Origin of the sequence: Bradyrhizobium sp. HKCCYLS20291 (genome assembly GCF_051167715.1) — a bacterium.
Lineage (GTDB): Bacteria > Pseudomonadota > Alphaproteobacteria > Rhizobiales > Xanthobacteraceae > Bradyrhizobium.
Map to the genome: position 1 here is coordinate 186173 of NZ_JBNPTO010000005.1, position 25244 is coordinate 211416.

Below are 25244 nucleotides of genomic sequence, written 5' to 3' on the forward strand. Positions count from 1 at the left end.
GATTGCGAGGCCGAACGCTTCGCAAGCACTGCCGTCTTTTTAGTCGCGTGCAACGCACAGCGCGATGCCCATGCCGCCGCCGATGCACAGCGTGGCGAGCCCCTTCTTGGCGTCGCGCTTCTGCATCTCGTGCAGCAGGGTCACCAGCACGCGGGCGCCGGATGCGCCGATCGGGTGACCGATCGCAATCGCGCCGCCGTTGACGTTGACCTTGGACGTATCCCAGCCGAGATCCTTGTTCACGGCGCAAGCCTGCGCCGCGAACGCCTCGTTGGCTTCGATCAGGTCGAGGTCGGCAATGTTCCAACCGGCCTTCTTCAACGCCGTGCGCGAGGCCGGGATCGGGCCGGTGCCCATGATCTTCGGATCGACGCCGGCCTGGCCCCAGGAGACGATCCGCGCCAGCGGCGTCTTGCCTTCCTTGGCCGCCTGCTTGGCGGTCATCAGCACCACGGCCGCGGCGCCGTCATTGATGCCCGAGGCATTGCCGGCCGTGACCGTGCCGTCCTTCTCGAACGCCGCGCGGAGCTTGGTCATCGCCTCGATGGTGGCGCCGTGACGCGGATACTCGTCGGTATCGACCACGGTGTCGCCCTTGCGGCCCTTGATCGTCACCGCCGTGATCTCGTCCTTGAACCGACCGGCCTTCTGCGCCGCCTCGGCCTTGTTCTGCGACGCCACCGCGAACTCGTCCTGCTGCGCGCGCGTGATCTGATACTGCTTGGCGACGTTCTCGGCGGTGTTGCCCATGTGGTAACCGTTAAAGGCATCCCACAGGCCGTCCTTGATCATGGTGTCGACCAGATCGAGCGAGCCCATCTTCACACCGGCGCGCAGATATTGCGCATGCGCGGCCATGCTCATCGATTCCTGGCCGCCGGCGACCACGATGTCGGAATCGCCGTTCTTCAGAGCCTGATAGCCCAGCGCGACCGAGCGCAGGCCGGAGCCGCACAGCTGGTTGATGCCCCAGGCCGGGCTGTCGACCGGAATGCCGGCGCCGATCGAAGCCTGGCGCGCCGGGTTCTGGCCCTGCGCGGCGGTCAGGATCTGTCCCATGATAACTTCGGACACGCGGCCCGGCTCGACGCCGGCACGTTCCAGCGCGGCCTTGATGGCGATTGCGCCCAGCTCATGGGCCGGAACACTGGCAAAGGCACCGTTGAAGCTTCCGACCGCGGTGCGGGCGGCGCTGACGATGACGACATCGTCTGACATGGGCATCTCCTGGAGTTTCTGATCTTGGGTGTGAGAACGAGGGCTTGAGAGCTTGAGGTGTGTTTGAACTGAAAGCGAATTTTTCAATTCATGGTCGTGCCGGCCGTCCGCAAGCCCGGATTGGCAAGTGCAACCTTCGGCCGTCATCCTGTTAACGTCGTTGCGACATGTCAATTGGCGGAAGCAGCAATTCCTGCTGCGCCGCACTCAAATTAGTTCAGCTGGCCGTTTCCTGGGCAAGAATTCTGCTGTGGGATTAACCGTTCCGCACAAAACCGTAGCCGAACTCGCTCGAAAGTGATTACGTTATTGCATTGCGTAGCTCGTTTGCCCTGCGGCAATCCCGCCGGGTTCCCTGTTCTCGGTTTGCATGTGTGAGCTCCATGGCGAAATCTGACCAACCCACCACAATCAAGAAATACGCGAACCGGCGGCTCTATAATACCGGGACGAGTACCTACGTGACCCTCGAGGACTTGGCCGCAATGGTTAAGAACGGTGAGGATTTCCTCGTTTACGACGCCAAGACCGGCGACGACATCACCCGCTCGGTGCTGGCACAGATCATTTTCGAGCAGGAGAACAAGGCCGGGCAGAACCTGCTGCCGACCACCTTTCTGCGCCAGTTGATCCGCTTCTATGGCGACAGCATGCAGATGGTGGTTCCCAAATACCTGGAGCAGTCGATCGATACGCTGACCAGGGAGCAAGAGAAGTTCCGCAAGCAGATTGCCGACACCTTCAGCGGAACGCCGTTCGCGCCGCTTGAGGAGCAGGTGCGCCGCAACATGGAACTGTTCCAGCAGACCTTCTCGATGTTCAAGCCGTTCGCGCCCCCTGTGCCGGCTGCGCGCGCGGACGACAAGGCGGCAGAGCCGGCGGCTCCCGCCGGCGACAACATCGACGAGTTGCGCCGCCAGATGCGGGAAATGCAGGACCGGCTCGACCGCATGTCCGATCCGAAGAAGGACGAGCAGCAGGGCTGAGGCCCGCCGTTCGGAGCCGGCGGCCGATCAGCTCGCCGCCGGCAACTCCACTTTGCCGATCCCGGGCACCGCGCCGATCCCAGGCCCCGTGCCGATCCAGGGACGTTCGGCCGAGGCAAGGCCGATCACCCGGCCTTGGATGTAGTCGCAGCCCCAGTCGCGCAGCAGCGCAACCGACGCCTCGTCCTGCACCCATTCCGCCACCGTCCTGATCTGCAGCCGACGCGCCAGCTCGACCAGCGTCTGCACGAAGGCGCGGTCATCGGCCGAGCGCACCAGATTCTGCACGAACGCGCCATCGATCTTGACGATGTCGACGCCGAGCTTGCGCAGGTTGCGGAACGAGGTGTGGCCGGCGCCGAAATCGTCGATCGCGATCCGGCTGCCGAGATCCTTCAATCGCGACACGAAGCCGCGAAGATCGTCGATGTCCTGGATCTCGACCGTCTCGGTGATCTCGACGATCAGCCGCTCGGCAACGCCCGGATGGGCGCGCATCATCGATTCGATCGAGGCCCACCAGTCCGGATCCATGGTGGTCTCCGGCGAGATGTTGAGGCTCAGCGTCACTCCCGGCGAGCTCGCCAGCTCAGCCACGACCAGCTCCAGGATGCGGTGATCGACCAGACGGATCAGGCCGAGACGCTCGGCGACCGGCACGATGTCCGGCGCGAGCACGGCGCGGCCGTCGTCCTGGCGCATCCGCACCAGGCATTCGTAGAATGCGGTGTCGCGCGATTGGGCGTGCACGACCGGCTCGAACGCCGTGACGATGCGACGCTCGTTGAGCGCGGTGACGATCTCGTCGGTGACACGGATGTTGACCTTGCGCTGGGCGTCGCGCTCGACGTTCGGCCGCCAGGTCGAGAACGAACCGATGCGACGATGCTTCGCCAGATCCAGCGTCTCATGCGCGCGATTGACGGCTTCTTCGACCGATCGCGCGTGACGCGGCACGCTGACAGCGCCAATGGTCGCGGTCACCGCGACCGGTCCGGACTTGGTCGGCACGACGTCGTCGCGCACCGCGGCGAGGAAACGCTCGGCAGCGACCGTCATGTCGTCCATCGTGCAGTTCTTCAGGATCAGCCCGAACTTGTTGCCCGAGAACCGTCCCAGCGTGTCGCCGCCACGCAAGCGCGCGCGGATGCGCTGGGCGATCTCCAGCACGACACCGTCGGCAACGTCGAAGCCGAACGCATCGTTGATGCGCGCCAGATGATCGATCCCGACCAGCATGAAGGCGCAGGCGAAGCGGAAACGCTGTGACTCCTCGATCACCTCGGCGAGCGTCGCCAGCAGATGGGTGCGGTTCAACGCGCCGGTCAGCGGATCATGGCGCGACAGCTTGAGCAGTTGCTCGTCGCGCGCATGCCGCTCATTGTTGACCCTGACGATCCCTTGCGCCCGCGCCGGCTGGCCGTCCGGCCCGGCGAACCAGCAGCCGGTCTCTTCGACCCAGATCAGTGGCGCCGCCGAATGCGTCCGTACACCGTATTCGATGCGATAGGGCGTGCCGTCCACGCCGTGCAACGGCGCGGCCTGGCGCATGACCTCGGAACGGACGGCACGTTCCGGTTCGATCAGCTTGCCGAACTCCGCGCCGCTGGAGAGCTGCGGCAGCGGCACGTCGGGAAACACGGCGCCGACATGATCGCTCCAGACGATCACATCGCTCGCCAGATCCCACACGAAGGCGGCTTGGCCAAGGGAGGACAGGATCATCGCGGTCTGCGGCAAATCGGGGGTCAAGATCGCCTCGTTTCGGGACATGCCGGGGGCGGCCCGGCCTCGATTGCAATGAGTCCAGCGCCTACCGATGCGAGCGGAGACGCCGAGCTTCGCGAATCAGACTACGCACCTCTGGTTAACGGAGCGCATGTCGTCGCGATGCTGCGGCTCCGATTGCCCGTCAACCATGTTTCATCGAATCGGAACGCGATCCGCGGGAGAGGCATTGCTCTTGCGAGTTCGACTGGCGAAAGGCTCCGGCGTCCCATAGCGTGACAACAGCGCCGGATTGGGTAGGACGATGTTAACCAATCATCGGGATGAGGACCGCCATACGGCCGCGGCCGAAGCGTCTCCTGGCGTCGCGCTGGTGCCCGCCGGTCGCGCCTTCGAGCGCCGTGCGAGCGTCATCCGCGCGGCTCGTCCGGATGCCGGTTTCGTCACGCATCTGATCGCGACCGCCGAGCAGCTGCCGCAGACGCGCCAGCTCAGGCGCGCGGCGCCCGCCGATGCCAGATCCGCCTATTCAGCAAGGCTGCAGCCGGGCGCCGTCGCAGGCGGTGCAACCCGCCGGGTGATCTGAAACAGGCTGTCGTAGGCCGGTCAGGGCTTCGGCGCGTCCGGCGCCTTGGCATCGTCCTTCGGCAACTCGGGCACGATGCGGCCGGCGGGCTCCGGCTCGATATGCTCCGCAGCCGCGTTCTCTTCGACAGCCGCAGCCGAGGCCACGGGGCGCGGCACCGAGCGGTCGAGCAGCACGGATTCAGCGACCGAGGCGGCGGCCGGCACGGCATCGACCGGCTCCTCGACAACCCGCGTCTCTGCAACAGGAGCAGCGGGCGAGGGCGGAACCTCGACCTTGGCGGGCTCTTCGGTCATCTCGGGTGCCACCTCCGAGACCGGCTCGACGGCCGGTACGGCAACCGGCTGGCGGGCGCGGCGCTTGGTGCGCAGGGAGATGCCGCCGAAGAAGTCGACCATGGCCAGCAGCGTGAGCAGCAGGAAGGTCGAGTTCCCGAACTTCTGCCACATCACGAATTCGGCCGCGGCGCCGCCGAACACCAGCAACGAGAGCAGATGGTCGGTCAGATATTTTCCGTTCGGCTTCGCCGCCTTGATGACCTCGAGCAGCAGCAGCAGCACGCCGAGCGCCAGCAGCATGTCGCCGAGCGAGATCGTCCAGACCTCGCCGGAAGGGAGCTGGAGACGCAGCAGCGTCTCGCTGAAGGCGACCCCCGGCATCAGGAAGACGATCATGTTGTAGATCGCCAGCGGGATCAGCAGCAGCGGGAAACCGACCATGGACATCGGTTGAAGCCTTGGGGATGGCGCGGGCGATGGCTCGCGCGAGATCGACGGGTCCGAACGTGTTCCGGCGCGACGGGATCACACATGACGCAGATAACGGCCCCGGCGAATCAAATCGCGCGGGACCGATTTCAACCCCATCAATGGCCGAATTCGGGCAGCTCCGAAAGCTGCCCTGCGGACGCTCAGGCGTCTTTCTTCTTCAGGACCTGACGGCCCTTGTACATGCCGGTCTTCAGGTCGAGATGGTGCGGACGACGCAGCTCGCCGGAGTCCTTGTCCTCGACATAGGTCGGCTTCTTGATCGCGTCAGCCGAGCGGCGCATGCCGCGACGCGACGGCGAAGTTTTTCTTCTGGGGACGGCCATATCGGTATCCTCTAGGGTATTTTTGCAAGGCATCGTCCGCAACGGACGGCTGCAGCCATGAAGCTGGCGAGCCCGGATGCCGATCAAGGCCGCGCTTATAGAGGAAGGGGTCCGGAATGGCTAGGGCTCTCCGAGGCATTTTTGGCCAAATTTCGCGCCGCACCGCGCCCCCTCAACGGCGATCTCCCCAGCAGGCCTGCAGGCTCTGTGCCTGCGCCCGTACCATATAGGTCGCGGACAGCCGGCGCACGCCGGGACCCGGCGTCCGCGCGCTGCGCCGGACGGGATTGGGCAGGATCGAGGCCAGCAGCGCCGCCTCGCGCGGGCCCAGGCCGGCGGCCGAGCGGTTGAAGGCGTAATTCGCGCCGGCTTCGGCCCCGAACTGGCCGGAAGGGCCGAGTTCGGCGATGTTGAGATAGATCTCCAGGATGCGCCGCTTGCTCAGGACGAGGTCGATCCACAGCGCCAGCGGCAGCTCCAGCGCCTTGCGGACGTAGCTGCGGCCCTGCCACAGGAACAGGTTCTTGGCGACCTGCTGGGTGATGGTCGAGCCGCCGCGCGAGACCTCGCCGTCCTCGGCATCGTCCATGACCTCGCGCAGCGCCCCCCAGTCGATGCCGTGATGCCCACAGAATTTGGCGTCCTCTGCGGCCACCACCGAGCGCGGCAGATAGGGCGACATCGCCGCCAGGTCGATCCAGTGCCGCGTCACCGGCTGCCCCGTCAGCGACCGCCACAGCATCAGGGTCGAGATGGGGTGACCGACGGCATAGAACGGCGTCAGCACGTAGGGCACGAGCAGCACCAGGACGACGACCAGGAGGATGGCTCTGACGGTACGCAAGGGCAGGCGTCGCTCGGGTTGGACTGCCGCAGGGACAGACGACGGCCCCGGATTATCCGACATCTCCATCAGGATTCCTGCCTTTTTCCGCCGTTGCGGCCGAAAGCCGCCACCGTTCCCACAATTGACGAAGTCGCCGCCATCAACGATTGTCCGGCGAATTTTGCCCTTGGAGCTCTTCTTAAATGACCGCGACGGCCAACGACTTCACCCAACGCCTGGACAAGACCGCGGAGGAGACCGAAGCGCTGCTCGGCGAGCTCCTGTCCGATGCCGCGATGGCCGACGAGATCGCCCGTCCGAAGCGGCTGATCGAGTCGATGCGCTATTCCAGCCTCGGCGGCGGCAAGCGGCTGCGGCCGTTCCTGGTGGTCGAGAGCGCCGCCGTGTTCGGGGTGCCGCGCCGCGGCGCGCTGATGGCGGGCGCGGCGCTCGAATGCATCCATTGCTACTCGCTGATCCATGACGACCTGCCGGCGATGGACAATTCGGACCTGCGTCGTGGCCGCCCGACGCTGCACAAGGCGTATGACGATGCCACCGCGATCCTGGCCGGTGACGCGCTGCTGACCATCGCCTTCGACATCATCACCCGCGACGAGATCCATCCCGACGCCGGCGTCCGCCTCGCGTTGACCCGGGCGCTGGCCCGCTGCGCCGGTGTCGGCGGCATGGCCGGCGGCCAGATCCTCGACCTCGCCGGCGAGGGCCGGTTCGGCGATCGCGACCCGGTCGACGTCGCCCGCGTGCAGCAGATGAAGACCGGTGCCCTGCTCCGCTTCGGCTGCATCGCCGGCGCCCTGCTCGGCCAGGCCTCGGCCGCCGAGTACCAGGCGCTCGACGATTACGGCCGCGCGCTCGGCGAAGCCTTCCAGATCGCCGACGACCTGCTCGACGTCGAGGGCGATGCCGCCACGCTGGGCAAGCCGGCCGGCGCCGACGCCGAGCTCGGCAAGACCACCTTCGTCACCCAGCTCGGCATCGAGGGCGCCAAGCAGCGCGTCCGCGACCTGCTCGCGCGTGGCGACGCCGCGCTGTCGATCTTCGGCGCCAAGGGCGACGTGCTGCGCGCCGCCGCGCACTTCGTCGCCGAACGCAAGAGCTGAGCCGCACCGTTGGCCGGGCTGCTTCCTGACGACCCGGCGCTGGCGCGCTTCGCGCGGCTGCCGGCCGCCTTGCGCATCGTCTATGCGCGGCCCCGCACCTTCATGGCGCTCGGCCTCGCGGCTGTCGCGTTCTTCCTGCTGCCCTCCGCGCTGCGGCCGATCACGCGGCTGCTGATCAGCTGGGACATCTTCACGGCGATCTATCTCATGCTCGTGGCAGTGATGATGTTGCGCAGCGAGCACCAGCACATCCGCCGCAAGGCGATCATGCAGGACGACGGCCGCTTCGTGATCCTGCTGGTGACGGCGCTCGGCGCCTTCGCCAGCATCGCCGCCATCGTGTTCGAACTCGGCGCGTCCAAGCGCGACGCCCCCGCGCTGACCCTGGCGCTGCTCACCGTGAGCCTGTCCTGGGCCGCGGTGCATACCACCTTCGCCCTGCACTATGCCCATGACTACTATCGCGGCGCCAAGCCCGGCGGCCTGCAATTCCCGAGCGGCGACAAGGACGAGCACGCCGACTATTGGGACTTCGTCTACTTCTCCTTCATCATCGGCATGACCGCTCAGGTCTCCGACGTGGGGATCACCGACAAAGTCATCCGCCGCACCGCGACCGTGCACGGCATCATCTCGTTCATCTACAACACTGCGCTCGTCGCCCTCATGGTCAACATCGCCGCCAGCGCGATCTCGTCCTGATCAGTTGCACACCTCGGCGTTGGCGTTGTTGAACTTGCCTCCGCCGCCGCGGAACTCGAGGTGGCAGCCGGGCCTGACCGGACGACAGGTATAGTTGTCACAATAGATCTGGCCCGACGACGGCTTGGGACGCGCCTCCGCCCGCGGCTTGGGGACGGCCATGCTCGGCGCCATCCCGACGCCCACACCAACGCCGCCGACACCGATGCCGACGCCGACGTTGGGGGCCGCCATCGGCATGCCCGGCTCGGACAGCGTGCGGGCGCGGCGGCGCGACGGCGCGTCTGCTTCGTCGCTATTGTCGCGCTTCGCCACCGGCTTCTTGTCGCGCCGCTTCTCGCACTCGTTGTCGTCGTTCACGAACGAGCCCTCGGCGCAGACGATGCGGGTGCAGCGGTCGCCATCCGACTTGTAGCCGTGCTGACAGGTCAGCGGGCAGACCCGTGCCTGCTTGAGCTTGATGGCCTGGAGCGCATCGGCCGAGGCGGTCTGGGTCTCAAGCTTGGTGCCGGCGTAGCGGTTGAACTGCGACAGCGAGCGGCGCGAGGCGGAGCCCCAATCGCCATCTGCATCCTCGGTGAGGCAGCCGACGCGGCGCAGCTCGAGCTGCACCGACTTGGCGAGATCGGCGGGCTGATCGGCCGGGGTCAGCGCGGCCACCTGCGGCCCCTTCTCGGGTGCGGCGGCGGGCGCAGCAGGCGACGTCGCGGCGCGCGGATTGTCGGCAGCCGCGAGTTGCTGCTCCTGGCGCTTCTTCTCGGCCTCGGCGGCCTGCTGCTGCGCCAGCTGATTGGCCTTCTCGGCGGCGACGCGCGCCTGCTCGGCCGCCTTGGCTTGGGCCTCCGCCTTGGCCAGCGTATCCTTGCGCGCGCCCTCCGCGGCGAGGCGGGCCCGCTCGGCCTCGGCCAGGCGCGCCTTCTCCGAAGCCGCCGCCCGGTTCTCCTCGGCCGCGAGCTTCTCGAGCTGCAGCTTGGCGAGACTGGCATAGAAGCCGTCGGGATACTGCGCCAGGAAGGCGTTCAGCGCGCCCTTGTTGCCGACCTGCATCGCGAGCTCATAGTCGCGACGCATGTCGGCCTGCGGATTGGCCGGCGGCGGCGTCACCGGCATCTGCGTGACGACGCGCGGCACGCCCGCAACCAGCGGCACATCCTCGCCGCCGAGCGAGCCATAGACGAACGGCTCCTGGCGGTTGGCGGTCGACTTCAGCACCTCGTCGCGCACGAAGCCGAACGCCTTGCGGACGTCGAGGCCGGGGGTGGCGATGTGCCGCGACAGCGCCACCGTGAACGGCGAGTTCTTGCCGTCGCCATCCTGGGCGGTGGAACCGGCCTTGGCGGAATAGGCGATCAGCGTGTTGGGGCTGGTCGGCTCGACCTTGGCGAGGCCGCGGCCGAGGCTGCGGGTCGCCACCGTCCGCTGCATGTTGCGGGTGAACGGGTTGTCGCGGCAGGCATCGAGGATGACCAGCCGGAGCTTCTTCGCCGGCTCGACGGCGACCAGGATGCGATCGAGCGACAGCGTCTCATCATAGACGTCAGTGTCGCGCTCGAGCCGCGCATCGATCGGGATCAGGTAGTTGGATCCTTCGACCTCCATGCCGTGGCCGGCATAGTAGACCACCGCGATGTCGGCATCACGGGCGGCGTCGGCGAAATCGCGCAGCGCCCGCCGCGTCTCCCGCGCGGTCAGATCGCGGCGGTAATCGACGACGTCGAAGCCGGCACTCTTGAAGGTCGCAGTCATCACCGCGCCGTCATTGGCGGGGTTCGTGAGCTGCGGCACGTTCTGATAGGCGGAGTTGCCGATGACGAGCGCCACCCGCTTCTCCGCGAGCGCGGGGTGGCCGGCCAGCAGCAGCGCTGCCGCCAGCAGGAACCCGGCCCATCGAAATCCGCCCAATCCAGATGACCAAGACATCGTACCTACCCCACAGCCAAGGGAGACCTGTTGGCCTTGCGTATCGGAGAGCGCCCATTCGGCCTGTGACCGGAATCACGTAAGGCCCATATTCCCGGAACTTGCCGCGTCGGCCAGTATATTTCTGTCGACGCAGCATCGGCCGCAGTTCATGGCTTGCCAAGCCCGGATTTGCATCGAAAATGCGATGCTTGTTTGTCCGGGTTCCAGGAGCATGCCGTGAGCACAGATCGTTCCAGCGTCGAGGCCGTCGTGCAGGGCTATTTCGATGCGCTCTACGAGGGCGACGCCGACAAGCTCGGCGCGGTCTTCCACCCGACAGCCGACCTGCGCTGGGTCGAGAACGGCGAGCTCAAGATCCTGACCGTACCCGACTGGCTCGCCTGGGTACGCAAGCGTCCGTCGGTCAGGGCTGAGGGCAAGCCGCGCGAGGACTTCATCGTCACCGTCGACCGTTCGGACGACAAGACCGCCTTCATCAAGGTGCGCTGCCAGCTGCCGCCGCGCTTTTTCACCGACTATCTCGTGGCGATGAAGCTGAAGGACGGCTGGCAGATCGTTTCGAAGTCCTACCGCTACGATCTCCGGGACTGAGCCCGGCGCGGCGGCGCCCGGCTGTTTCCGATGGAAGCACATTTTCAGACATTCCTGATCCTGCTGGCGGTGCTGGCGGGAACCGCCCTGATCGCGCGGCGCGCTAACCTTGCGCCGGCAATCCTGTTGATGCTGGCCGGCATCGCGCTGGCCTTCGTGCCGAAGATGCCGGCGTTCGTGCTGCCACCCGAACTCGTGCTGCTGGTGGTTCTGCCGCCACTGATCTATTCGTCCAGCGTCGCGATGAGCTGGCGCGAGTTCAAGCGCAACCTGCGGCCGATCGTGCTGCTGGCGGTCGGCTGCGTGATCTTCACCGCTTCCATGGTCGCGGTCGCGACTCATACGCTGCTCGGCCTGCCCTGGAGCCTCGGCTTCCTGCTCGGCGCCATCGTGGCGCCTCCCGACGTCGTGGCCCCGCTCGCGATCGCCCGCCGGCTGCATCTGCCGCGACGGGTGATGGTGATCCTCGAAGGCGAAGGCCTCGCCAATGACGCGACGGCGCTGATCCTGTATCGCTTCGCGGTGGCCGCAATCACCACCGGCGCGTTCTCGCTTCCCGTGGCGGCCGGCGAGTTCGCCGCGATCGTGGTCGGCGAGATCGCCTTCGGCATCGGCGTCGGCTGGCTGATGCTGCGCGCCCGGCACTATTCGCGCGATCCGCAGGTCGAGATCACGCTGTCGCTGCTGACGCCCTATCTGGCCTACTGGATCCCCGAGCATGTCGGCGGCTCCGGCGTGATCGCGACCGTGGCCTGCGGCCTGTACATGAGCTGGAACGGTCCGCTCTGGATCTCCTCGGCGACCCGCCTGCAGGGCGTGTTCTTCTGGGACCTCGTGGTCTACCTGATCGAGGGCATGCTGTTCCTGCTGACCGGGCTGCAGATGCGGCTGATCTATGAGAAGTCGAAGGTGTTTCCGCTCGATGACATCATGATCGCGACCGCGCTGGTCGTTGCCATCGTGGTGATCGCGCGCTTCGCCTGGACCTTTCCGGCAACCATCCTGCCACGGGTTCTCAGCAGTTCGCTGCGTGCCCGGGATCCGCTGCCGCCGTGGCAGCAGACCTTCATCATCGGCTTCACCGGCGTGCGCGGCACGGTCTCGCTGGCGACCGCGCTGGCGCTGCCGCTGACCTTGTCGAGCGGCGACGCGTTTCCGTATCGCGACGAGATCCTGTTCATCGCCTTCGGCGTGATCTTCTTCACCCTGATCGGCCTCGGCCTGACGCTGCCGCTGGTCGTGCGCTGGCTCGGCGTCTCCAGCACCGGCCGCGCCGAGCATGTGCGCGAACACGAGCAGGAGGTCGCCGCCCGGCGCGAGGTGCTCGACCGCGCCTTGAAGTCGCTGGAGACGATGACCAATGATCGCGAGCTGTCCGACGAGGTGGTGCGGCTGCTGCGCGCCCGGCACGAGGTGCGCGCCAACCAGCTGCCGGACACGCTCAATGCCGACGATGACGACGCCTCCGCGCTCGGCATCGCGCTGACCCGCGAACTGATCGGCGTCGAGCGCAAGACCATTCATGCCATGCTCCGCGACGGCCAGATCACCGACGAAACCCGCCGCCGCATCGAGCGTGACCTCGATCTGGAAGAGGCCAGCCTCGCCAACCGGGAATACGGGCAATTGCCGATGTAGAAGCGAGTTGCCGACGTCGCATCCCACATTCAGTGTCATCCCGGCGAACGCCGGGATCCATAACCACCGGTCGTCATCGTGACGAAGGCTGATAGCTCCAGCGTGCCTCACATTCGCTCCCGGGAGTGTGGGTCCCGGGTCGGCGCTTCGCCAACGCATGCGCGTCGGCGAAGCTTGCCCGGGACGACGGCGGAGGGTGGAGACGCAGTTCCTCATCCTCGCGCCCGCTTTTCGCGTCCGAGTGTTGATCGTGTTCTCGCCCTCTCCAATCGGAGGGCGCAGGGAAGGCCGAGCCTCGGCTGAGGCCCGTGGCCCCCGTGCGGAAAGATTGCACGGGGCAGGAACCACAGGTTCAGCCAGAACGACCCGGCCTTCCCTGCGCGATGGTTTTAACGGCTGCTTCGCACTCTCCCCGGGGACCGGGCGTTCTTGCCCCCGTCACCAGCGGATCATCACCGCCGGCTTGGCATCAGCATCGGGATGTCAGGACCATGCGACTTGACCGTCCGCGCCATGGCGTTCGTCCGCAAGCCCATTGGCCCGCTGCGCCACGTCGCGTCCACCGCATCCCGCCTCCACGTTCGTGACGACCGCGAAGCGTCCCTCCTGAGCGAGGCAGGACGGGCGGAAAGATCGATCTGATTTGCCCGACGGCACAAGGCCAAAGAGGTGCGACATGGTAACGCGACGGGCAAGGTTTCAGTCGTCAAGAGTACGCCGGCAAAACAGCTGGTACGAATGTGACGCCGCTCTCTCCTCACGTCATTCCGGGGCGCGCATCGCGCGAGCCCGGAATCCATAGCCACGAGCGCCTATGAGGGAACGAGATGCTCGTGGCGCCTATCTTCGGCAAATTCCGATTGGTGGTTATGGATTCCGGGCTCATTCGCGCTGCTTCAAAATGGCTGCGCCATTTTGCGCGCGAATGCCCCGGAATGACGGCGTGGAAGGAGCTGGGCTCACTTGATGTCGTCGAGCGCAGTAAAACTCACGTGTCGCAAAAATGCTTGCAGCCTCACCGCTCGATCATCCAGCGTGTCACCGCCTGGCGATAGTTCATCGGGCCGGGCACCGTCTTGTAGGTCTTCAGATAACGGAAGCCGGCCTTCTGCAGCGCGCGGTTGGGGGCGGTGTTGTAGGCGTTCGGCTCGCAGAACAGTTGCTTGAGCTGCAGGCGGTCGAAGTAGAGAGCGAGACTGCGGCGGATACATTCGGTGCCCAGGCCGCGGCCGCGCAGCTCCGGCGCGGTGACGTGCAGATGCATGTTGGCGTGGCTGCCGCGCACGATGCGATCGCAACTGGAGAAGCCGATCGGCCGGCCGTCGAGCTGCCAGACCAGCAGCAGCACCGCGCGCTCGGCCGGCGGGGCGTCGTACAAGGCCGTGTACAGAAGTCGCCACGCCGGCACGGTCGGCATCCGCGTCGGATCGATGCCCATGAGGTCGAGCTGCTCGATGCTCGACGAATAGAAATAGTCGATGACCATGCCGGTCTCGTGCAGCTCCATCTCACGGATATCGAGAGTCATCGATGCGTCCTCTTCAGCGGGCCTCACAGTGCTGACGATGCGGGCAGCAGTGGGGCGATGCGGGACGCGTGTAGGAGCAGCTGCAGATTGGAGGCGAAGGACGACCTCGCCCAGCAACGGGAGTGAGTTGTTACGTCGCACGTTGCGGCCCTCTTACCTCTCCCCGCCCTTTGCGGGGAGAGGTCGGATTGCGCAGCAATCCGGGTGAGGGGGCATGGCACATCCGTTGCGCCGGGCACAGGGCCATCGGACGGGCACGGCGGCTCTGAGTCGATGTGAAATGCCCTTACAGATGATCACTGTCGGGGAGGCGTAGGAAGGGATTCTTATTAAGCCGCCGCACCACCCGTGCGGCTGCCCCTCACCCCAACCCTCTCCCCGCAAGAGCGGGGCGAGGGAGCGCACCGGCGTTGCGGCGACTAATCGGATCCAATGACCGTGACGCGTCGTGAGCGAACAGACCGCCCTACTCCGCCGCCGTCACGCTCTCCGGGGCCTTGGCATTGCTGCCGTAACGCTGGTCGATGTAGTCGATGACGAGCGCCTTGAAGTCGGCGGCGATGGTCGGGCCGCGCAGGGTGCGGAACTTCTTGCCGTCGACAAACACGGGGGCGGCTGGGGCTTCGCCGGTGCCGGGCAGCGAGATGCCGATGTTGGCGTGCTTGGATTCGCCGGGACCGTTGACGATGCAGCCCATCACGGCGACGTTGAGACCCTCGACGCCCGGATATTTCGACTTCCAGCTCGGCATCTCGTCACGGATGAAATCCTGGATCGAGCGGGCCAGCTCCTGGAACGTCGTCGACGTGGTGCGACCGCAGCCCGGGCAGGCCGCGACCAGCGGCACGAAGGTGCGGAAGCCCATGGTCTGTAGCAGCTCCTGCGCGACCTGCACCTCGAGGGTGCGGTCGCCGCCGGGCTCGGGCGTCAGCGAGATGCGGATGGTGTCGCCGATGCCCTGCTGCAAGAGAATGCCGAGCGCGGCCGAGGAGGCGACGATGCCCTTCGAGCCCATGCCGGCTTCGGTGAGACCGAGATGGATGGCGTAGTCGGAGCGGGCAGCGAGGTCCTGATAAACCGCGATCAGGTCCTGCACGGCCGAGACCTTGGCGGACAGGATGATGCGGTCCTTCGGCATGCCGAGCTCTTGGGCGCGCTCGGCCGAGTGCAGCGCCGACTGCACCATGGCTTCGCGCATGACCGCGCGGGCATCGCGCGGCGCGGCGGAAGCGGCATTCTCGTCCATCAGCTTGGACAACAGCTCCTGGTCGAGCGAGCCCCAATTGGCGCCGATGCGCACCGGCTTGGCGTATTTGTTGGCGAGCTCGATGATGGTCGAGAACTGGGTGTCGCGCTTGTCCTTGAAGCCGACATTGCCGGGATTGATGCGGTACTTCGCCAGCGCCTCGGCGCAGGCCGGGTAGTCGGTCAGCAGCTTGTGGCCGATATAGTGGAAGTCGCCGATCAGGGGCGTGGTGATGCCGCGCTTGTCGAGCTGCTCGCGGATGTGCGGGACGGCCGCCGCGGCCTCGTCGCGATCCACGGTGATGCGGACCATCTCCGACCCGGCGCGCGCCAGCGCTGCGACCTGGGCCACCGTCGAGTCAACATCGGCGGTGTCGGTGTTGGTCATGGACTGAACCACGATCGGCGCACCGCCGCCCACGGCGACGTTGCCGACCATGACTTTGGTGGTCTGATGCCGGGGAGCGGGTCCGGCGACATCGGTCTGGCTCAGGATCTCGGGCTTGTTCATGGGCGCTCGGATATCAGGTTTTGGTGACATTCAGCAATGGATCAGTCGCGGCGGCGACCGCGCGGTTCGGGCGGTTGACGAGAAAAAGCCCAATGATCACAAGCACGGCAGCGAGGCCAAAGGCCAGCGTCAGGGCGTCATGCAGGATGAAATAGCTCGCCACGACGCCGAATAAAGGGGTGATGAAGGTAAATGCCGACAATTTGCTGGCCGAATAGGCCTTGATCAGCGCGAACCAGATCGTGAACGTGGTGCCGACCACCCAGATCGCCTGATAGGCGAGTAGCCCGATCACGAACGGACTGGGAACCTGGCTCAGCCGCTCGCCGGCGATCAGCGCCGCCGCGGCCATGATCGGCACGGACACCGCCACCTGATACCCCAGCGCCCGCTCCGGTGCGATGAAGCGCATGCGGGTGCCCTTGATGAACACCGTGGTGACTCCCCACAGCAGCCCACCGCCGACCACCAGCAGATCGCCGAGCAGCACCCGGCCGTCGACATTGGCCTGCGGGATGCCGATCGCCAGCGCGACGCCGGTGAAGCTCATGGCCAGACCGCCCCATTGCGCCGGGCCGAGGCGCTCGCCCAGGAATCGGAACGAGCCGAGCGCGACGAAGAACGGCGCCGTGTACAGGAACACGACCGCGCGCGACGCCGAGGTCAGCAACAGGCCCTGGTATATCAGTACGAACTCGAAGCCGAACAGCGCGCCCGCGATCAGGCCGAGCCCCAGCGTGCCGTCGCGCTCGAACATCCTCACGCCGCGCAGCTGCGCGAAGATCAGCAGTACAGGCAGCGCACCGGCAGAGCGGAACGTTGCCTGCAGCATCGGCGGCACCTCGGGCAGCGCCAGCTTGATTGCGATCTGGTTGAAGGCCCAGGACAGGCAGAGCACGAGCGTGATGGCGATGGCGCCCGGACCGAGCGGCCGGGTCGCGGCGGACGAATTGGACGTTGCGGACACGAGGACGTTGGCTCCCGGAGGCGTTTCGTTTGTTTGGACCGCGGCGGTACGGTCAGCATTGTCTTGGTCCGCGCAATTGAGCGAACGCTAGGCCGGCAGCGGCGGTCCCCGCCTCTCCCCGCAGCGGGGAGAGGCCGGATTGCATCGTCAGATGCAAATCCGGGTGAGGGGGCTCTCCGCACGGTCGGTGGGTGCGGTGGCCCCTCACCCCAACCCTCTCCCCGTAAGAACGGGGCGAGGGAGCGCACTGCCGGTGCGGCAATAGCTCGAATACGACGATCGATCGCACGTGTACACCTTAGAGCGCCGTGACGGATCTCACGCCGCCTGCCTGCAATGGGCGCAGAGGCCGGTGATCTCGACCACGGACATCTTGGGCGTGAAGCCCGAGGCGGCGGCGGCGCTTCTGAGGCTCTCGGCGATCGGCGCGGCTGGAACCTCGCCGACGGCGCCGCACTTTTCACAGATCAGGAACGCCACCAGCGCCGTCTGCTCGTGGTCGTGCGCGCAGGCGAGGAAGGCGTTGCGGCTTTCGATGCGGTGCACGAGGCCGTTGGCCATCAGGAACTCGAGCGCGCGATACACCGTGATCGGGGCCGGCCGCGCCGCGACCTTGGCGAGTTCCTCGATGATCTCGTAGGCGCCGAGCGGCCGGTGGCTGGACAGCAGCGCCTCCAGCACCTGGCGGCGCTGCGGCGTGAATTTCTGTCCGCGCTGGGCGCAGACTTGCTCCGCATGGCTGAGTGCGTCGGCCGCGCAGCGGCCATGATCATGGTCCGGCGCCGGGAACGTGGGTTTTGGGCGTGTCATTCGGTCTAATCTAGCATTTCCGGGCGCGGTCGCCAAAGGCCGCGCTCGAGCCATGCAGCGGAGGCAGGGCCGGTCCGCACTCCAACACCATCCCAAAATTCATAAGCTTGCTTATCATATTCCAAGCTCATGAGAGCCAAAGCTTAGTTTCCCCCCTGCTTCACGAATCGAGAACCGCCATGACCCGCACGTCCGTGGACGTGAACTTCCTGTTTACGCTCGGCGAGCTGCAGCGCCTGGTGCGCGCCTATGCCGACAAGGAGGCGGCGCGCTTCGGCATGACCCGCGCGCAATGGGCCGTGCTCGCCAAGGTCGAGCGCAACGAGGGCATGAAGCAATCCGAACTCGCCGAGCAGATGGAGATGCAGCCGATCACGCTGACTCGGCTGATCGACAAGCTGGCCGATGCCGGGCTGATCGAGCGCCGCGGTGACGACACCGACCGGCGCGTCAACCGGCTCTATCTGAAGAAGGCCGCGCGGCCGCTGCTCGCCAAGCTTGCCGTGCTGCGCGGCGAGCTGACCGACACCGCCCTCGAGGGCATCAGCCCTGAAGAAGCCGAGCGGCTGATGACCCATCTCGAAGCCATCAAGGAAAATATCAGAAATGCCCTGCAGTCGCTCTGCGACGAGCAGCGAAAGGAGCAGCGTTATGGCTGAGCCCGCCCTGAAACTCGCCCCGGACCAGAAGGCCAATCCGGATGCGGCGCCGCCGGCAGCGGCGGCCGCCAAGCCCGCACGTCCCGGATTTCTGCGCCGCTATCGCCGCACGCTGCTGCTGGTGGTGCTGCCGCTCGCCGCTGCGATCGGCGGCCTCGCGCTATATCTCAACGGCGGCCGCTACGTCACCACCGACGACGCCTATGTCGGCGCGCAGAAGGTGCTGATCACGCCCGACATCTCCGGCAAGATCATCAAGGTCGTCGTCAAGGAAGGCCAGCAGGTCCAGAAGGGCGACGAGCTGTTCGAGATCGATCCGGTGCCGTTCCGGCTGGCGGTCGACCAGGCCAAGGCGGCGCTGGAGCAAGCGCGGACCAGCTATGACAATCTCACCGCCAACATCAAGATCTACGGCCAGATGCTCGACCTCGCCCAGCAGGGGATCGACCTGAAGCAGAAGGACGTCGAGCGCAAGCAGACGCTCGCCAAGAACAATTTCGGCTCGCAGCTCGATCTCGACAACGCCGCCAACGCGCTGGTCACGGCGGGCGCGCAGGCGCAGTTCATCAAGCAGCAGCTGTCGAACGCCAGGACGCAGCTGCTCGGCAATCCCGACCTGCCGATGGAGCAGTTCCCGCCCTACGTCCAGGCCAAGGCCAAGCTCGAGGAGGCGCAGCGCGACCTCGACCACACCACCTTGCGCGCGCCGATGCCGGGCATCGCCACCCAGGTCGACCAGATCCAGCTCGGCCGCTTCGTCACCGCGGGCACGCCGGTGTTCTCGGTGATCGACGTCAGCAATCCCTGGGTCGACGCCAATCCGAAGGAGAGCGACTTCACCTATGTCGCGGTCGGCCAGCCGGTCGAGCTCGACGTCGACGCCTTCCCGAACCACCGCTTCAAGGGCACCGTCGGCTCGCTGTCGCCGGGCACCGGGGCGCAGTTCGCGATCCTGCCGCCGCAGAATGCGACCGGCAATTTCGTCAAGGTGGTGCAGCGCGTGCCGATCCGGATCTACTTCGACAAGAGCGACAAGTTCGTCGCCAGGCTGAAGGCGGGCATGAGCGTCAACGTGTCGGTCGATACCGGCCATGAGCGCACGCTGGCCGGCCTGTTCGGGTCGGCCCACGCGGCGGACAAGGAGGAGTAGCGCCATGACCGCGCCGGCAGCCTCATCGGCGGTTCCGGGCTTTCGCCGCAACATGGTGACGATCTGCGCCATGACGGCGACGATCATGCAGGCGCTCGACACCACCATCGCCAACGTCGCCCTGCCCTACATGCAGGGCACGCTGTCGGCCTCGCAGGACCAGATCAACTGGGTGCTGACGTCCTACATCGTGGCGGCCGCGATCATGACCGCGCCGGTCGGCTGGATCGCCAACCGTTTCGGCCGCAAGCGCACCTTCATCGTCTGCTCGGCCGGCTTCACCATTGCGTCTGTCATGTGCGGGCTCGCCCAGGACATCACCCAGATGGTGCTGTTCCGCCTGCTGCAGGGCGTGTTCGGCGCGGCGCTGGTGCCGCTGTCGCAGGCGGTCATGCTGGACAGCTACGCGCTGCACGAGCGCGCCAAGGCGATGGCGATCTGGGGGATGGGCGTGATGCTCGGCCCGATCATGGGCCCGTCGCTCGGCGCCTGGCTCACGGAGACCTATTCCTGGCACTGGGTGTTCTTCGTCAACCTGCCGTTCGGCGCCGTCACGGTGCTCGGGCTGATGGCGTTCATGGAGGAAACCAACCCGAATGCGGAGCTGACCTTCGACTGGTTCGGCTTCGCCGCGCTCGCCATCGGCATCGGCTCGCTGCAGATCGCGCTCGACCGCGGCGAGGACCAGGGCTGGCTGGAGAGCAACGAGATCATCATCGAGTTCATCGTCGCGGCTGTCGGCTTCTATTATTTCCTGGCGCATTCGCTGACCACGAAGCGGCCGTTCATCCAGTTCGCGCTGTTCAAGGACCGCAATTTCGTCGGCGGCTGCGTGTTCATGACGGTCATGGGCCTGGTGCTGTTCTCGACCATGGCGCTGTCCTCGCCTTACTTGCAGAACGTCATCGGCTATCCCATCATCACCGCCGGCGTGCTGCTGGCGACCCGCGGCTGCGGCACCTTCGTCGCGATGATGCTGGTCGGGCGTCTGCTCCGCTACATCGAGGCGCGCACGCTGATCATCGTTGGCTTGGCACTGACGGCGCTGTCGCTGTTCGAGATGACGGCGTGGACCGACCAGACCGGAGTGCCCGAGATCATCACCATCAGCATCATGCAGGGGTTCGGCTTCGGCCTCGTCTTCGTGCCGCTGTCGACGGTCGCGTTCCTGACCCTGCCGGGCGCGCTACGCACCGATGGAACCTCGATGCTGACCCTGGTGCGCAATGTCGCGAGCTCGATCGGCATCTCGATTGCGATTGCGCAGCTCACCGAGGGAACCCGGCGGAACCACGCGATCCTGGTCGAGCACATCAACCCGTTCAATCACGCTCTGCAGATGCCGAACGTGAAGGGTTTCTTGAACCTGTCCACCGATGCCGGGCGGGCGATGGCGGATGCGATGGTCATGGTACAGGCGCAGATCCTGGCGTTCTCGCACGACTACCAGCTGGTGATGACGTTCATCCTGGTGTCGATCCCGCTCGCCGTGATGATCGGCTCGACCCGGACCGCGCTGCGTGCGCAGTCCGCCCCGGCCGATCACGCGGTGATGGAGTAATGGTGGAGGGGAGCATGCGTGCGATGTTCGGACGCAGTGTGCGCGGATAGCAAAAAGGTGACCGCGACGTGATGGATTTGTAACTTCAATCCGGCGCGTTTCCGGCTATCCTATCACTACCCCACTCGGCTCTCTGCGTATGAGTTGCGCGCAGAGACCGCACTTCATGAGCGCCCCACTCGTGATGTGCCGGGCGGGGGCGGTGGCTCCTCCAGCGCCGCCCCCAGCCCAGGGGGGAATTTTTCCCGCGGATGCGGTGGATCTGTTCTCGCCGATCGGCGTTTCCCGCATACACCAGTTCACAAAACCACGTCCGGTGCTTGTCGCACGACCGCGTCAACATCGAGCCTGCCTCAAGACAGATCACGCGGTATGGGTCCCGGATCTGCGCCCACCAACGCTGCGCGTTGGCGGGCTTGTCCGGGATGACGACCTTTGTTTTGAGCGCCGGTTGAATTCTCGTCGCCAGCCCCACCCTCCGCTGTCGTCCCGGCGAACGCCGGGACCCATACCGCGTGATGTCACTTGGGGCAGGCTGATCATTGATCCCTGTACCTACGGCGACGGTGCCGCGACCGGCAACGGCTCAACCGTCGCCGCGCCGTTCGCCCCCTTCGGCAGGACCACGCCCGCGAGCGCCTGCACCGGATCGTCGCCCGGCTTGAAGCCGGACTGCACCAGGATCTCGTCGATCAGGGGCTTCAGTGCATGCACGCGCAAGAGCTCGCCGGCGAGGCCTTCGCCGAAGCCGACATTGCCGCCTCCGGCGCCATTGCCATTGCCGCCGAACGCGCCGCCGGTGTGCAGGATGCGGACGTCCTTCAGGTTGGCAATCGGCTTCACCATCTCCCCGAGCGCCGCGGGCATCGTAGCGATGCGCTGCTTGGCGAGCTCGAAATCGATCACGTTGCTGCCGAGCTTGTTCTGCGCCTCGTTCTTCATCAGGATGACGGCAGCCTCCGCCTCGCCGATCTCGCGTACGCCGACGGCCTTGATCTTGTTGGCCTCGGCCTCGGCTTCGGCCAGCGTCTTGGCCGCCTCGCCGCGATCGACCGCCGCGCGCTTTTCCGCCTCGGCTGCGACGGTAATGCCGGTCGAACGCTGCTCGGCCTCCTTCCGCGCGGCCATGACTGCGGTCTGGCGTTCGCGATCGGCGATCTCGATGGCGCGTGCCGTCGTCACCTTTTCCTCTGCTGATACCGCGAGCGCCTCGGCGGCCTTGGCGACCGCGCGCGCCTCGGAGGTTTCCTTGCTCTTGGTCGCAATCTGGATGTCGTTGTCCTGGGTCGCGATCTGGATCTCGCGGTCGGCGTCGGTCTTGCGCCGGTTGATGGCGAGGTTGCTCTCGATCGTCGCGGTCTCGCGCACCTTCAACGCCTCGGCTTCGCGCTGCGCGATCCTCTGCTGCGCCTCGATGCGGGCGTTCTCCTCGGTCTGCCACGCCGTCTGCGTCGCGCTGGCGACCTCGGCGCGCGTGCTCGCGGTCTTGTTGGCGATATCGCGCTCCTGGCTGAGCTCGGCTTCCTTCTTGGTGCGCTCGATCTGCAAGGTGAGCTGGCGCGCCTCGAGATCCTTCTGCGCGATCGCCACCTCGTTGTCGCGTACGATCGCGTTGCGGTCGCGGCGCCGCGTCTCGGTCACGGTCTTCAGCAGGGTCAGGCCCTCGGCATCGAAGAAGTTCTCGGCGTTGAAGAACGAGATGTCGGTCTGGTCGAGCTTGGTCAGCGACACCGATTCCAGCTCCAGGCCGTTCGACTGCACGTCGGCCTCGACGGCGGCCTGAACGTGCTTGACGAAATCCGAGCGCTTCTCCTGCAGCTCCAGCAGTTCCATCGTCGCCGAGACCGAGCGCAGACCGTCGACGAACTTGGCCTCGACCTGGTCGCGCAGCGCCTCGGCATCATTGGTGACGGCGCCGAGCGTCTGCGCCGCGAGCGCGATCGAGTCGACATCCGGCTTCACGCGAACATAGAACTCGGCGTCGATGTCGACGCGCATGCGGTCCTTGGTGATCAGCGAGTCCTTCTTGGAGCGCTCGACCCGCAGTCGCAGCGTCTTCAGGTTCACGCGGGCAACCGAGTGGAAGATCGGCAGCACCACAGCGCCGCCGTCGAGCACGACCTTCTTGCCGCCGAGGCCGGTGCGGACGAAGGCCTCGTCGCGGGTAGAGCGGTGATAGAGCACGGCGAACACCGTGCCGAGAACGACCAGCAGCACGACGCCGATCGACGCAGGCAGAACCAGATCAAACATGGTGGCTTACTTTCGGGTTGGGGAAAGTGTCGTGAGCGAAACTGACTTGGAGCTACTTGGAGCTACTTGGAGCTACGGTGTTTTGGAGCTCGTGAGATCGTCGGCCGCCGCGATCGCGATGAAGCGGCCATCCTTGCGGTCGACGAGAAGAACCGGCGCGCCCACCGGCAGCGGCGGCGAATCCGGCGCGGCCGACGCCGTCACCGTGTGCCAGTTTCCGTGGACGTCCTTGACGCGGACACGGCCCGGCAGCCCGCCATCGAGCGGACCGACCGCGACCTCGCCGGTACGGCCGACGAGATCGGACAGGCCGACCGCATAGCTCTCGTCCTGCGGCACCAGCCGCGCCGCATAGCGCGTCGCGCTGCGCAGCAGAGGCACGGTGATGACGGCGGCGAGCGCGCCCGCGGCGGAGGGCGGCAGCGCCACCGCGACGAGCCGTGCGGCATCCTGGACGAGAAAGCCTGCAATCGAGAAGATGCCGAGGCCGAGCAGGATGCAGATCATCAGCGGCACGCCGCCGACGTTGATCCAGGACAGCACCTGGCCGATCCCGGTATTGTCGCCGTCATGGCCGAGATCGATGGCGTGGCCGAACAGCTCGCTGATCGACAGCCCGAGCAGCATCGAGCCAACCTCGATGCCGCCGACCAGCACGATCATCACGGCCGCCACTGCGAACGGCCGCACCTCGGGTTGCATGAAATGGTCAACGATGGTCATGGGACGACGCGCCCCGCCCGCTCAATTCTGCGACTTCAGACGCGCCAGCCGCTCGGCGATGTCCTTGTCGCGCTTCAGCTTCGACAAGTCGTCGATGTCGGGGGACGATGGGATGCTCTCGGGAACACCGGTCGCGCGCGCGATCGCCCGGGAGGCGCGCGCGGCCTTGGCGAGGCCGGCATCCTCGCTCTTGCGTCCGCCCGCCTTCGGCTGCATGGCCAGAGCTTCGCTGCGTTCGAGCTCGGCCAGCCGCATCTCGGCGTCCTGCAGACTAGACAGGATCGCGCGCAGGCTGGTCAGCACCGCGTCGATGCGCTCGGCATTCTCGTCGATCGCCTTCGACAGCACCTCGAACTGCGCCTCGAGATCCATCTGCCGGGCGATGCCGGCACGGGCGAGATCATCGCGGTTCTCGGTGATCGCCAGGCGGATCTGCTCGCTCAACACCGTCGTCTCGCGCTCGATCTCGGCGCGGCGCGCATTGAGCCGATATTCCTCGGCGCGCGCGGCGGCGAGGCTGTCGCGCTGCTCGCGCTCGGCCTGCTCGATCTCGCGGATCGCCTGCTTGACCAGCGCGACCTTGTTGTTGTCCTCGGCTTTCTCGATCGCCCCATAGGCGATCCCGGCGATGAGGCGCCCGGCGCGTGACAGGAGCGTGTCGGGAGCCGGCGCGTGTTCGGCGAGCATGACGTTGTCCTTTCGTGGGCTGCGGTGAGCATGTGAGGCGGTGACGCCGAAAGCGATTTCGAAGTCACCGTCGGTGGTGCGGACGAGTTGCGCTTGTGTCGCGTGGGGCCAGCCTGCGGCGTAGCCGGTCACCTCGAAGGGAATCGTGAAGCGGCCGAGCACGGTGCCGAGCGACAGATTGGAGGCGTCCCTGACATTCACCAATCGGTCGTCGAGCGGCAGCCGCGGGTTGGACGCGGCGCGATACGCCGCGCGGTCGCGCAGGCCGAGCGTGACCAGCCGCGACGGCAGCCGGGTGGCCTTGCGAATGGGTTCATAGGCATGGCCGTGCAGCGCGACGAGGTTGGCGCCGATGCCCTTGGCGGCGGCGATCTCGTCGAGCATGTCCATCATCCGGGCATAGTCGGCAAAGGTGGCCTCGATCGCGTCCCGTGCCTCCGGGGAGAGCAGGAGACGGTAGCGAACAGCCTGATCGTGGACGTTTCCGGCCATGGGGAACATCAAAGCACGAAAATTGTGCTTTAGCAAGTCACCCCTCGATCGAGAGATGCCGCACCCTTCCATGACCACGCCGAACGCCATGCCCATGCGGATTTGTCGCGCCGACCCGAGCCGACGTTCTGAACGGCGCGAACAATCTCTGGTGATCGTTAAGACGGCTTATCCGCGCGACTGTAGCTGCGAAGCACTCGCGCGTGATGAGGTTGCGATGCCGCCGAGCCGGTTCACCGGGGT

The 25244-nt window shown here is 66.3% G+C and carries 22 protein-coding genes; 9 read left to right on the forward strand and 13 right to left on the reverse strand.

The genetic code is table 11. The features are described 5' to 3' along the window. Window positions 1–39: 39 nt before the first annotated feature. Entirely contained in the window at window positions 40–1218 is a 1179-nt protein-coding gene (locus ACQR07_RS13795; RefSeq protein ID WP_434902818.1) for an acetyl-CoA C-acetyltransferase, read from the reverse strand. Window positions 1219–1601: 383 nt separating this feature from the next. On the opposite strand from ACQR07_RS13795, the gene phaR reads away from it, so the two are divergent. Beyond that, complete coding sequence (phaR, locus tag ACQR07_RS13800; RefSeq protein WP_434903078.1) at window positions 1602–2204, forward strand: polyhydroxyalkanoate synthesis repressor PhaR; 603 nt, start codon at window positions 1602–1604, stop codon at window positions 2202–2204. 27 nt (window positions 2205–2231) lie between these two features. Here the strand turns inward: phaR and ACQR07_RS13805 are convergent, their stop codons facing one another. Then, the gene (locus ACQR07_RS13805) at window positions 2232–3977 is read right to left on the reverse strand and encodes an EAL domain-containing protein (protein WP_434902819.1); all 1746 of its coding nucleotides are present in this window, start codon (window positions 3975–3977) and stop codon (window positions 2232–2234) included. Window positions 3978–4236: 259 nt separating this feature from the next. On the opposite strand from ACQR07_RS13805, the gene ACQR07_RS13810 reads away from it, so the two are divergent. After that, window positions 4237–4518 carry a hypothetical protein gene (locus tag ACQR07_RS13810; protein ID WP_434902820.1) on the forward strand — a complete coding sequence of 94 codons (282 nt, stop codon included), beginning with the start codon at window positions 4237–4239 and terminating at the stop codon, window positions 4516–4518. Window positions 4519–4538: 20 nt separating this feature from the next. On the opposite strand, the gene ACQR07_RS13815 is transcribed toward ACQR07_RS13810, so the two are convergent. From ACQR07_RS13815 to mtgA, 3 genes are all read right to left on the reverse strand, one after another. Next, complete coding sequence (locus tag ACQR07_RS13815; RefSeq protein ID WP_434902821.1) at window positions 4539–5243, reverse strand: hypothetical protein; 705 nt, start codon at window positions 5241–5243, stop codon at window positions 4539–4541. Window positions 5244–5428: 185 nt separating this feature from the next. After that, complete coding sequence (gene rpmF, locus ACQR07_RS13820; protein WP_006610266.1) at window positions 5429–5611, reverse strand: 50S ribosomal protein L32; 183 nt, start codon at window positions 5609–5611, stop codon at window positions 5429–5431. 172 nt (window positions 5612–5783) lie between these two features. Then, window positions 5784–6524, reverse strand: a complete 741-nt coding sequence (gene mtgA, locus ACQR07_RS13825; RefSeq protein WP_434865248.1) for a monofunctional biosynthetic peptidoglycan transglycosylase — start codon at window positions 6522–6524, stop codon at window positions 5784–5786. 116 nt (window positions 6525–6640) lie between these two features. Here mtgA and ACQR07_RS13830 point away from each other — a divergent pair, with 116 nt between their 5' ends. Together ACQR07_RS13830 and ACQR07_RS13835 are read left to right on the forward strand one after the other, a co-directional pair. Then, window positions 6641–7561, forward strand: coding sequence for a polyprenyl synthetase family protein (locus ACQR07_RS13830; protein ID WP_434902822.1), 921 nt, complete (start codon window positions 6641–6643; stop codon window positions 7559–7561). A 9-nt stretch (window positions 7562–7570) separates the two neighbouring features. After that, window positions 7571–8263, forward strand: coding sequence for a DUF1345 domain-containing protein (locus tag ACQR07_RS13835; RefSeq protein WP_434902823.1), 693 nt, complete (start codon window positions 7571–7573; stop codon window positions 8261–8263). Here ACQR07_RS13835 and ACQR07_RS13840 read toward each other — a convergent pair whose 3' ends face one another. Further along, window positions 8264–10183 (reverse strand): caspase family protein, encoded by a 1920-nt coding sequence (locus ACQR07_RS13840; protein WP_434902824.1) that lies wholly within the window; start codon window positions 10181–10183, stop codon window positions 8264–8266. It lies immediately after the preceding gene. Window positions 10184–10402: 219 nt separating this feature from the next. On the opposite strand from ACQR07_RS13840, the gene ACQR07_RS13845 reads away from it, so the two are divergent. Both ACQR07_RS13845 and ACQR07_RS13850 read left to right on the forward strand, forming a co-directional pair. Continuing rightward, window positions 10403–10777: a nuclear transport factor 2 family protein gene (locus ACQR07_RS13845; RefSeq protein WP_434902825.1), complete on the forward strand. Its 375-nt coding sequence runs from the start codon at window positions 10403–10405 to the stop codon at window positions 10775–10777. Window positions 10778–10807: 30 nt separating this feature from the next. Further along, on the forward strand, window positions 10808–12415 hold the full coding sequence (locus tag ACQR07_RS13850) for a Na+/H+ antiporter (RefSeq protein ID WP_434902826.1): 1608 nt from the start codon (window positions 10808–10810) through the stop codon (window positions 12413–12415). A 1015-nt stretch (window positions 12416–13430) separates the two neighbouring features. Here the strand turns inward: ACQR07_RS13850 and ACQR07_RS13855 are convergent. The 4 genes from ACQR07_RS13855 to ACQR07_RS13870 all read right to left on the reverse strand — a co-directional run bounded on the left by ACQR07_RS13855 (window position 13431) and on the right by ACQR07_RS13870 (window position 17476). Beyond that, entirely contained in the window at window positions 13431–13943 is a 513-nt protein-coding gene (locus ACQR07_RS13855) for a GNAT family N-acetyltransferase (protein WP_434902827.1), read from the reverse strand. Between the two features lie 466 nt (window positions 13944–14409). Continuing rightward, the gene (gene ispG / locus ACQR07_RS13860) at window positions 14410–15699 is read right to left on the reverse strand and encodes a flavodoxin-dependent (E)-4-hydroxy-3-methylbut-2-enyl-diphosphate synthase (protein WP_434902828.1); all 1290 of its coding nucleotides are present in this window, start codon (window positions 15697–15699) and stop codon (window positions 14410–14412) included. 13 nt (window positions 15700–15712) lie between these two features. Next, window positions 15713–16666, reverse strand: a complete 954-nt coding sequence (locus ACQR07_RS13865; RefSeq protein ID WP_434902829.1) for a DMT family transporter — start codon at window positions 16664–16666, stop codon at window positions 15713–15715. Between the two features lie 318 nt (window positions 16667–16984). Further along, window positions 16985–17476: a Fur family transcriptional regulator gene (locus ACQR07_RS13870; protein WP_434902830.1), complete on the reverse strand. Its 492-nt coding sequence runs from the start codon at window positions 17474–17476 to the stop codon at window positions 16985–16987. Between the two features lie 179 nt (window positions 17477–17655). Between ACQR07_RS13870 and ACQR07_RS13875 the strand changes: the two genes are divergently transcribed. Genes ACQR07_RS13875 through ACQR07_RS13885 form a run of 3 tightly spaced genes read left to right on the forward strand, consistent with a single transcriptional unit; the run spans window position 17656 to window position 20846 of the window. Continuing rightward, the gene (locus ACQR07_RS13875; protein WP_434902831.1) at window positions 17656–18135 is read left to right on the forward strand and encodes a MarR family winged helix-turn-helix transcriptional regulator; all 480 of its coding nucleotides are present in this window, start codon (window positions 17656–17658) and stop codon (window positions 18133–18135) included. Next, window positions 18128–19285, forward strand: a complete 1158-nt coding sequence (locus ACQR07_RS13880; protein ID WP_434902832.1) for an HlyD family secretion protein — start codon at window positions 18128–18130, stop codon at window positions 19283–19285. Before ACQR07_RS13875 ends, ACQR07_RS13880 begins: the two co-directional genes overlap by 8 nt. A 4-nt stretch (window positions 19286–19289) precedes the next feature. Further along, window positions 19290–20846: a DHA2 family efflux MFS transporter permease subunit gene (locus ACQR07_RS13885; RefSeq protein WP_434902833.1), complete on the forward strand. Its 1557-nt coding sequence runs from the start codon at window positions 19290–19292 to the stop codon at window positions 20844–20846. Between the two features lie 555 nt (window positions 20847–21401). Here the strand turns inward: ACQR07_RS13885 and ACQR07_RS13890 are convergent. From ACQR07_RS13890 to ACQR07_RS13900, 3 genes are all read right to left on the reverse strand, one after another. After that, on the reverse strand, window positions 21402–23099 hold the full coding sequence (locus ACQR07_RS13890) for a flotillin family protein (protein WP_434902834.1): 1698 nt from the start codon (window positions 23097–23099) through the stop codon (window positions 21402–21404). A gap of 72 nt (window positions 23100–23171) precedes the next feature. Beyond that, a complete protein-coding gene (locus ACQR07_RS13895; protein WP_434902835.1) occupies window positions 23172–23822 on the reverse strand; it encodes an OB-fold-containig protein in 651 nt (216 codons plus the stop codon). Between the two features lie 21 nt (window positions 23823–23843). Further along, complete coding sequence (locus ACQR07_RS13900) at window positions 23844–25010, reverse strand: PspA/IM30 family protein (protein ID WP_434902836.1); 1167 nt, start codon at window positions 25008–25010, stop codon at window positions 23844–23846. Between the last annotated feature and the right edge of the window lie 234 nt (window positions 25011–25244).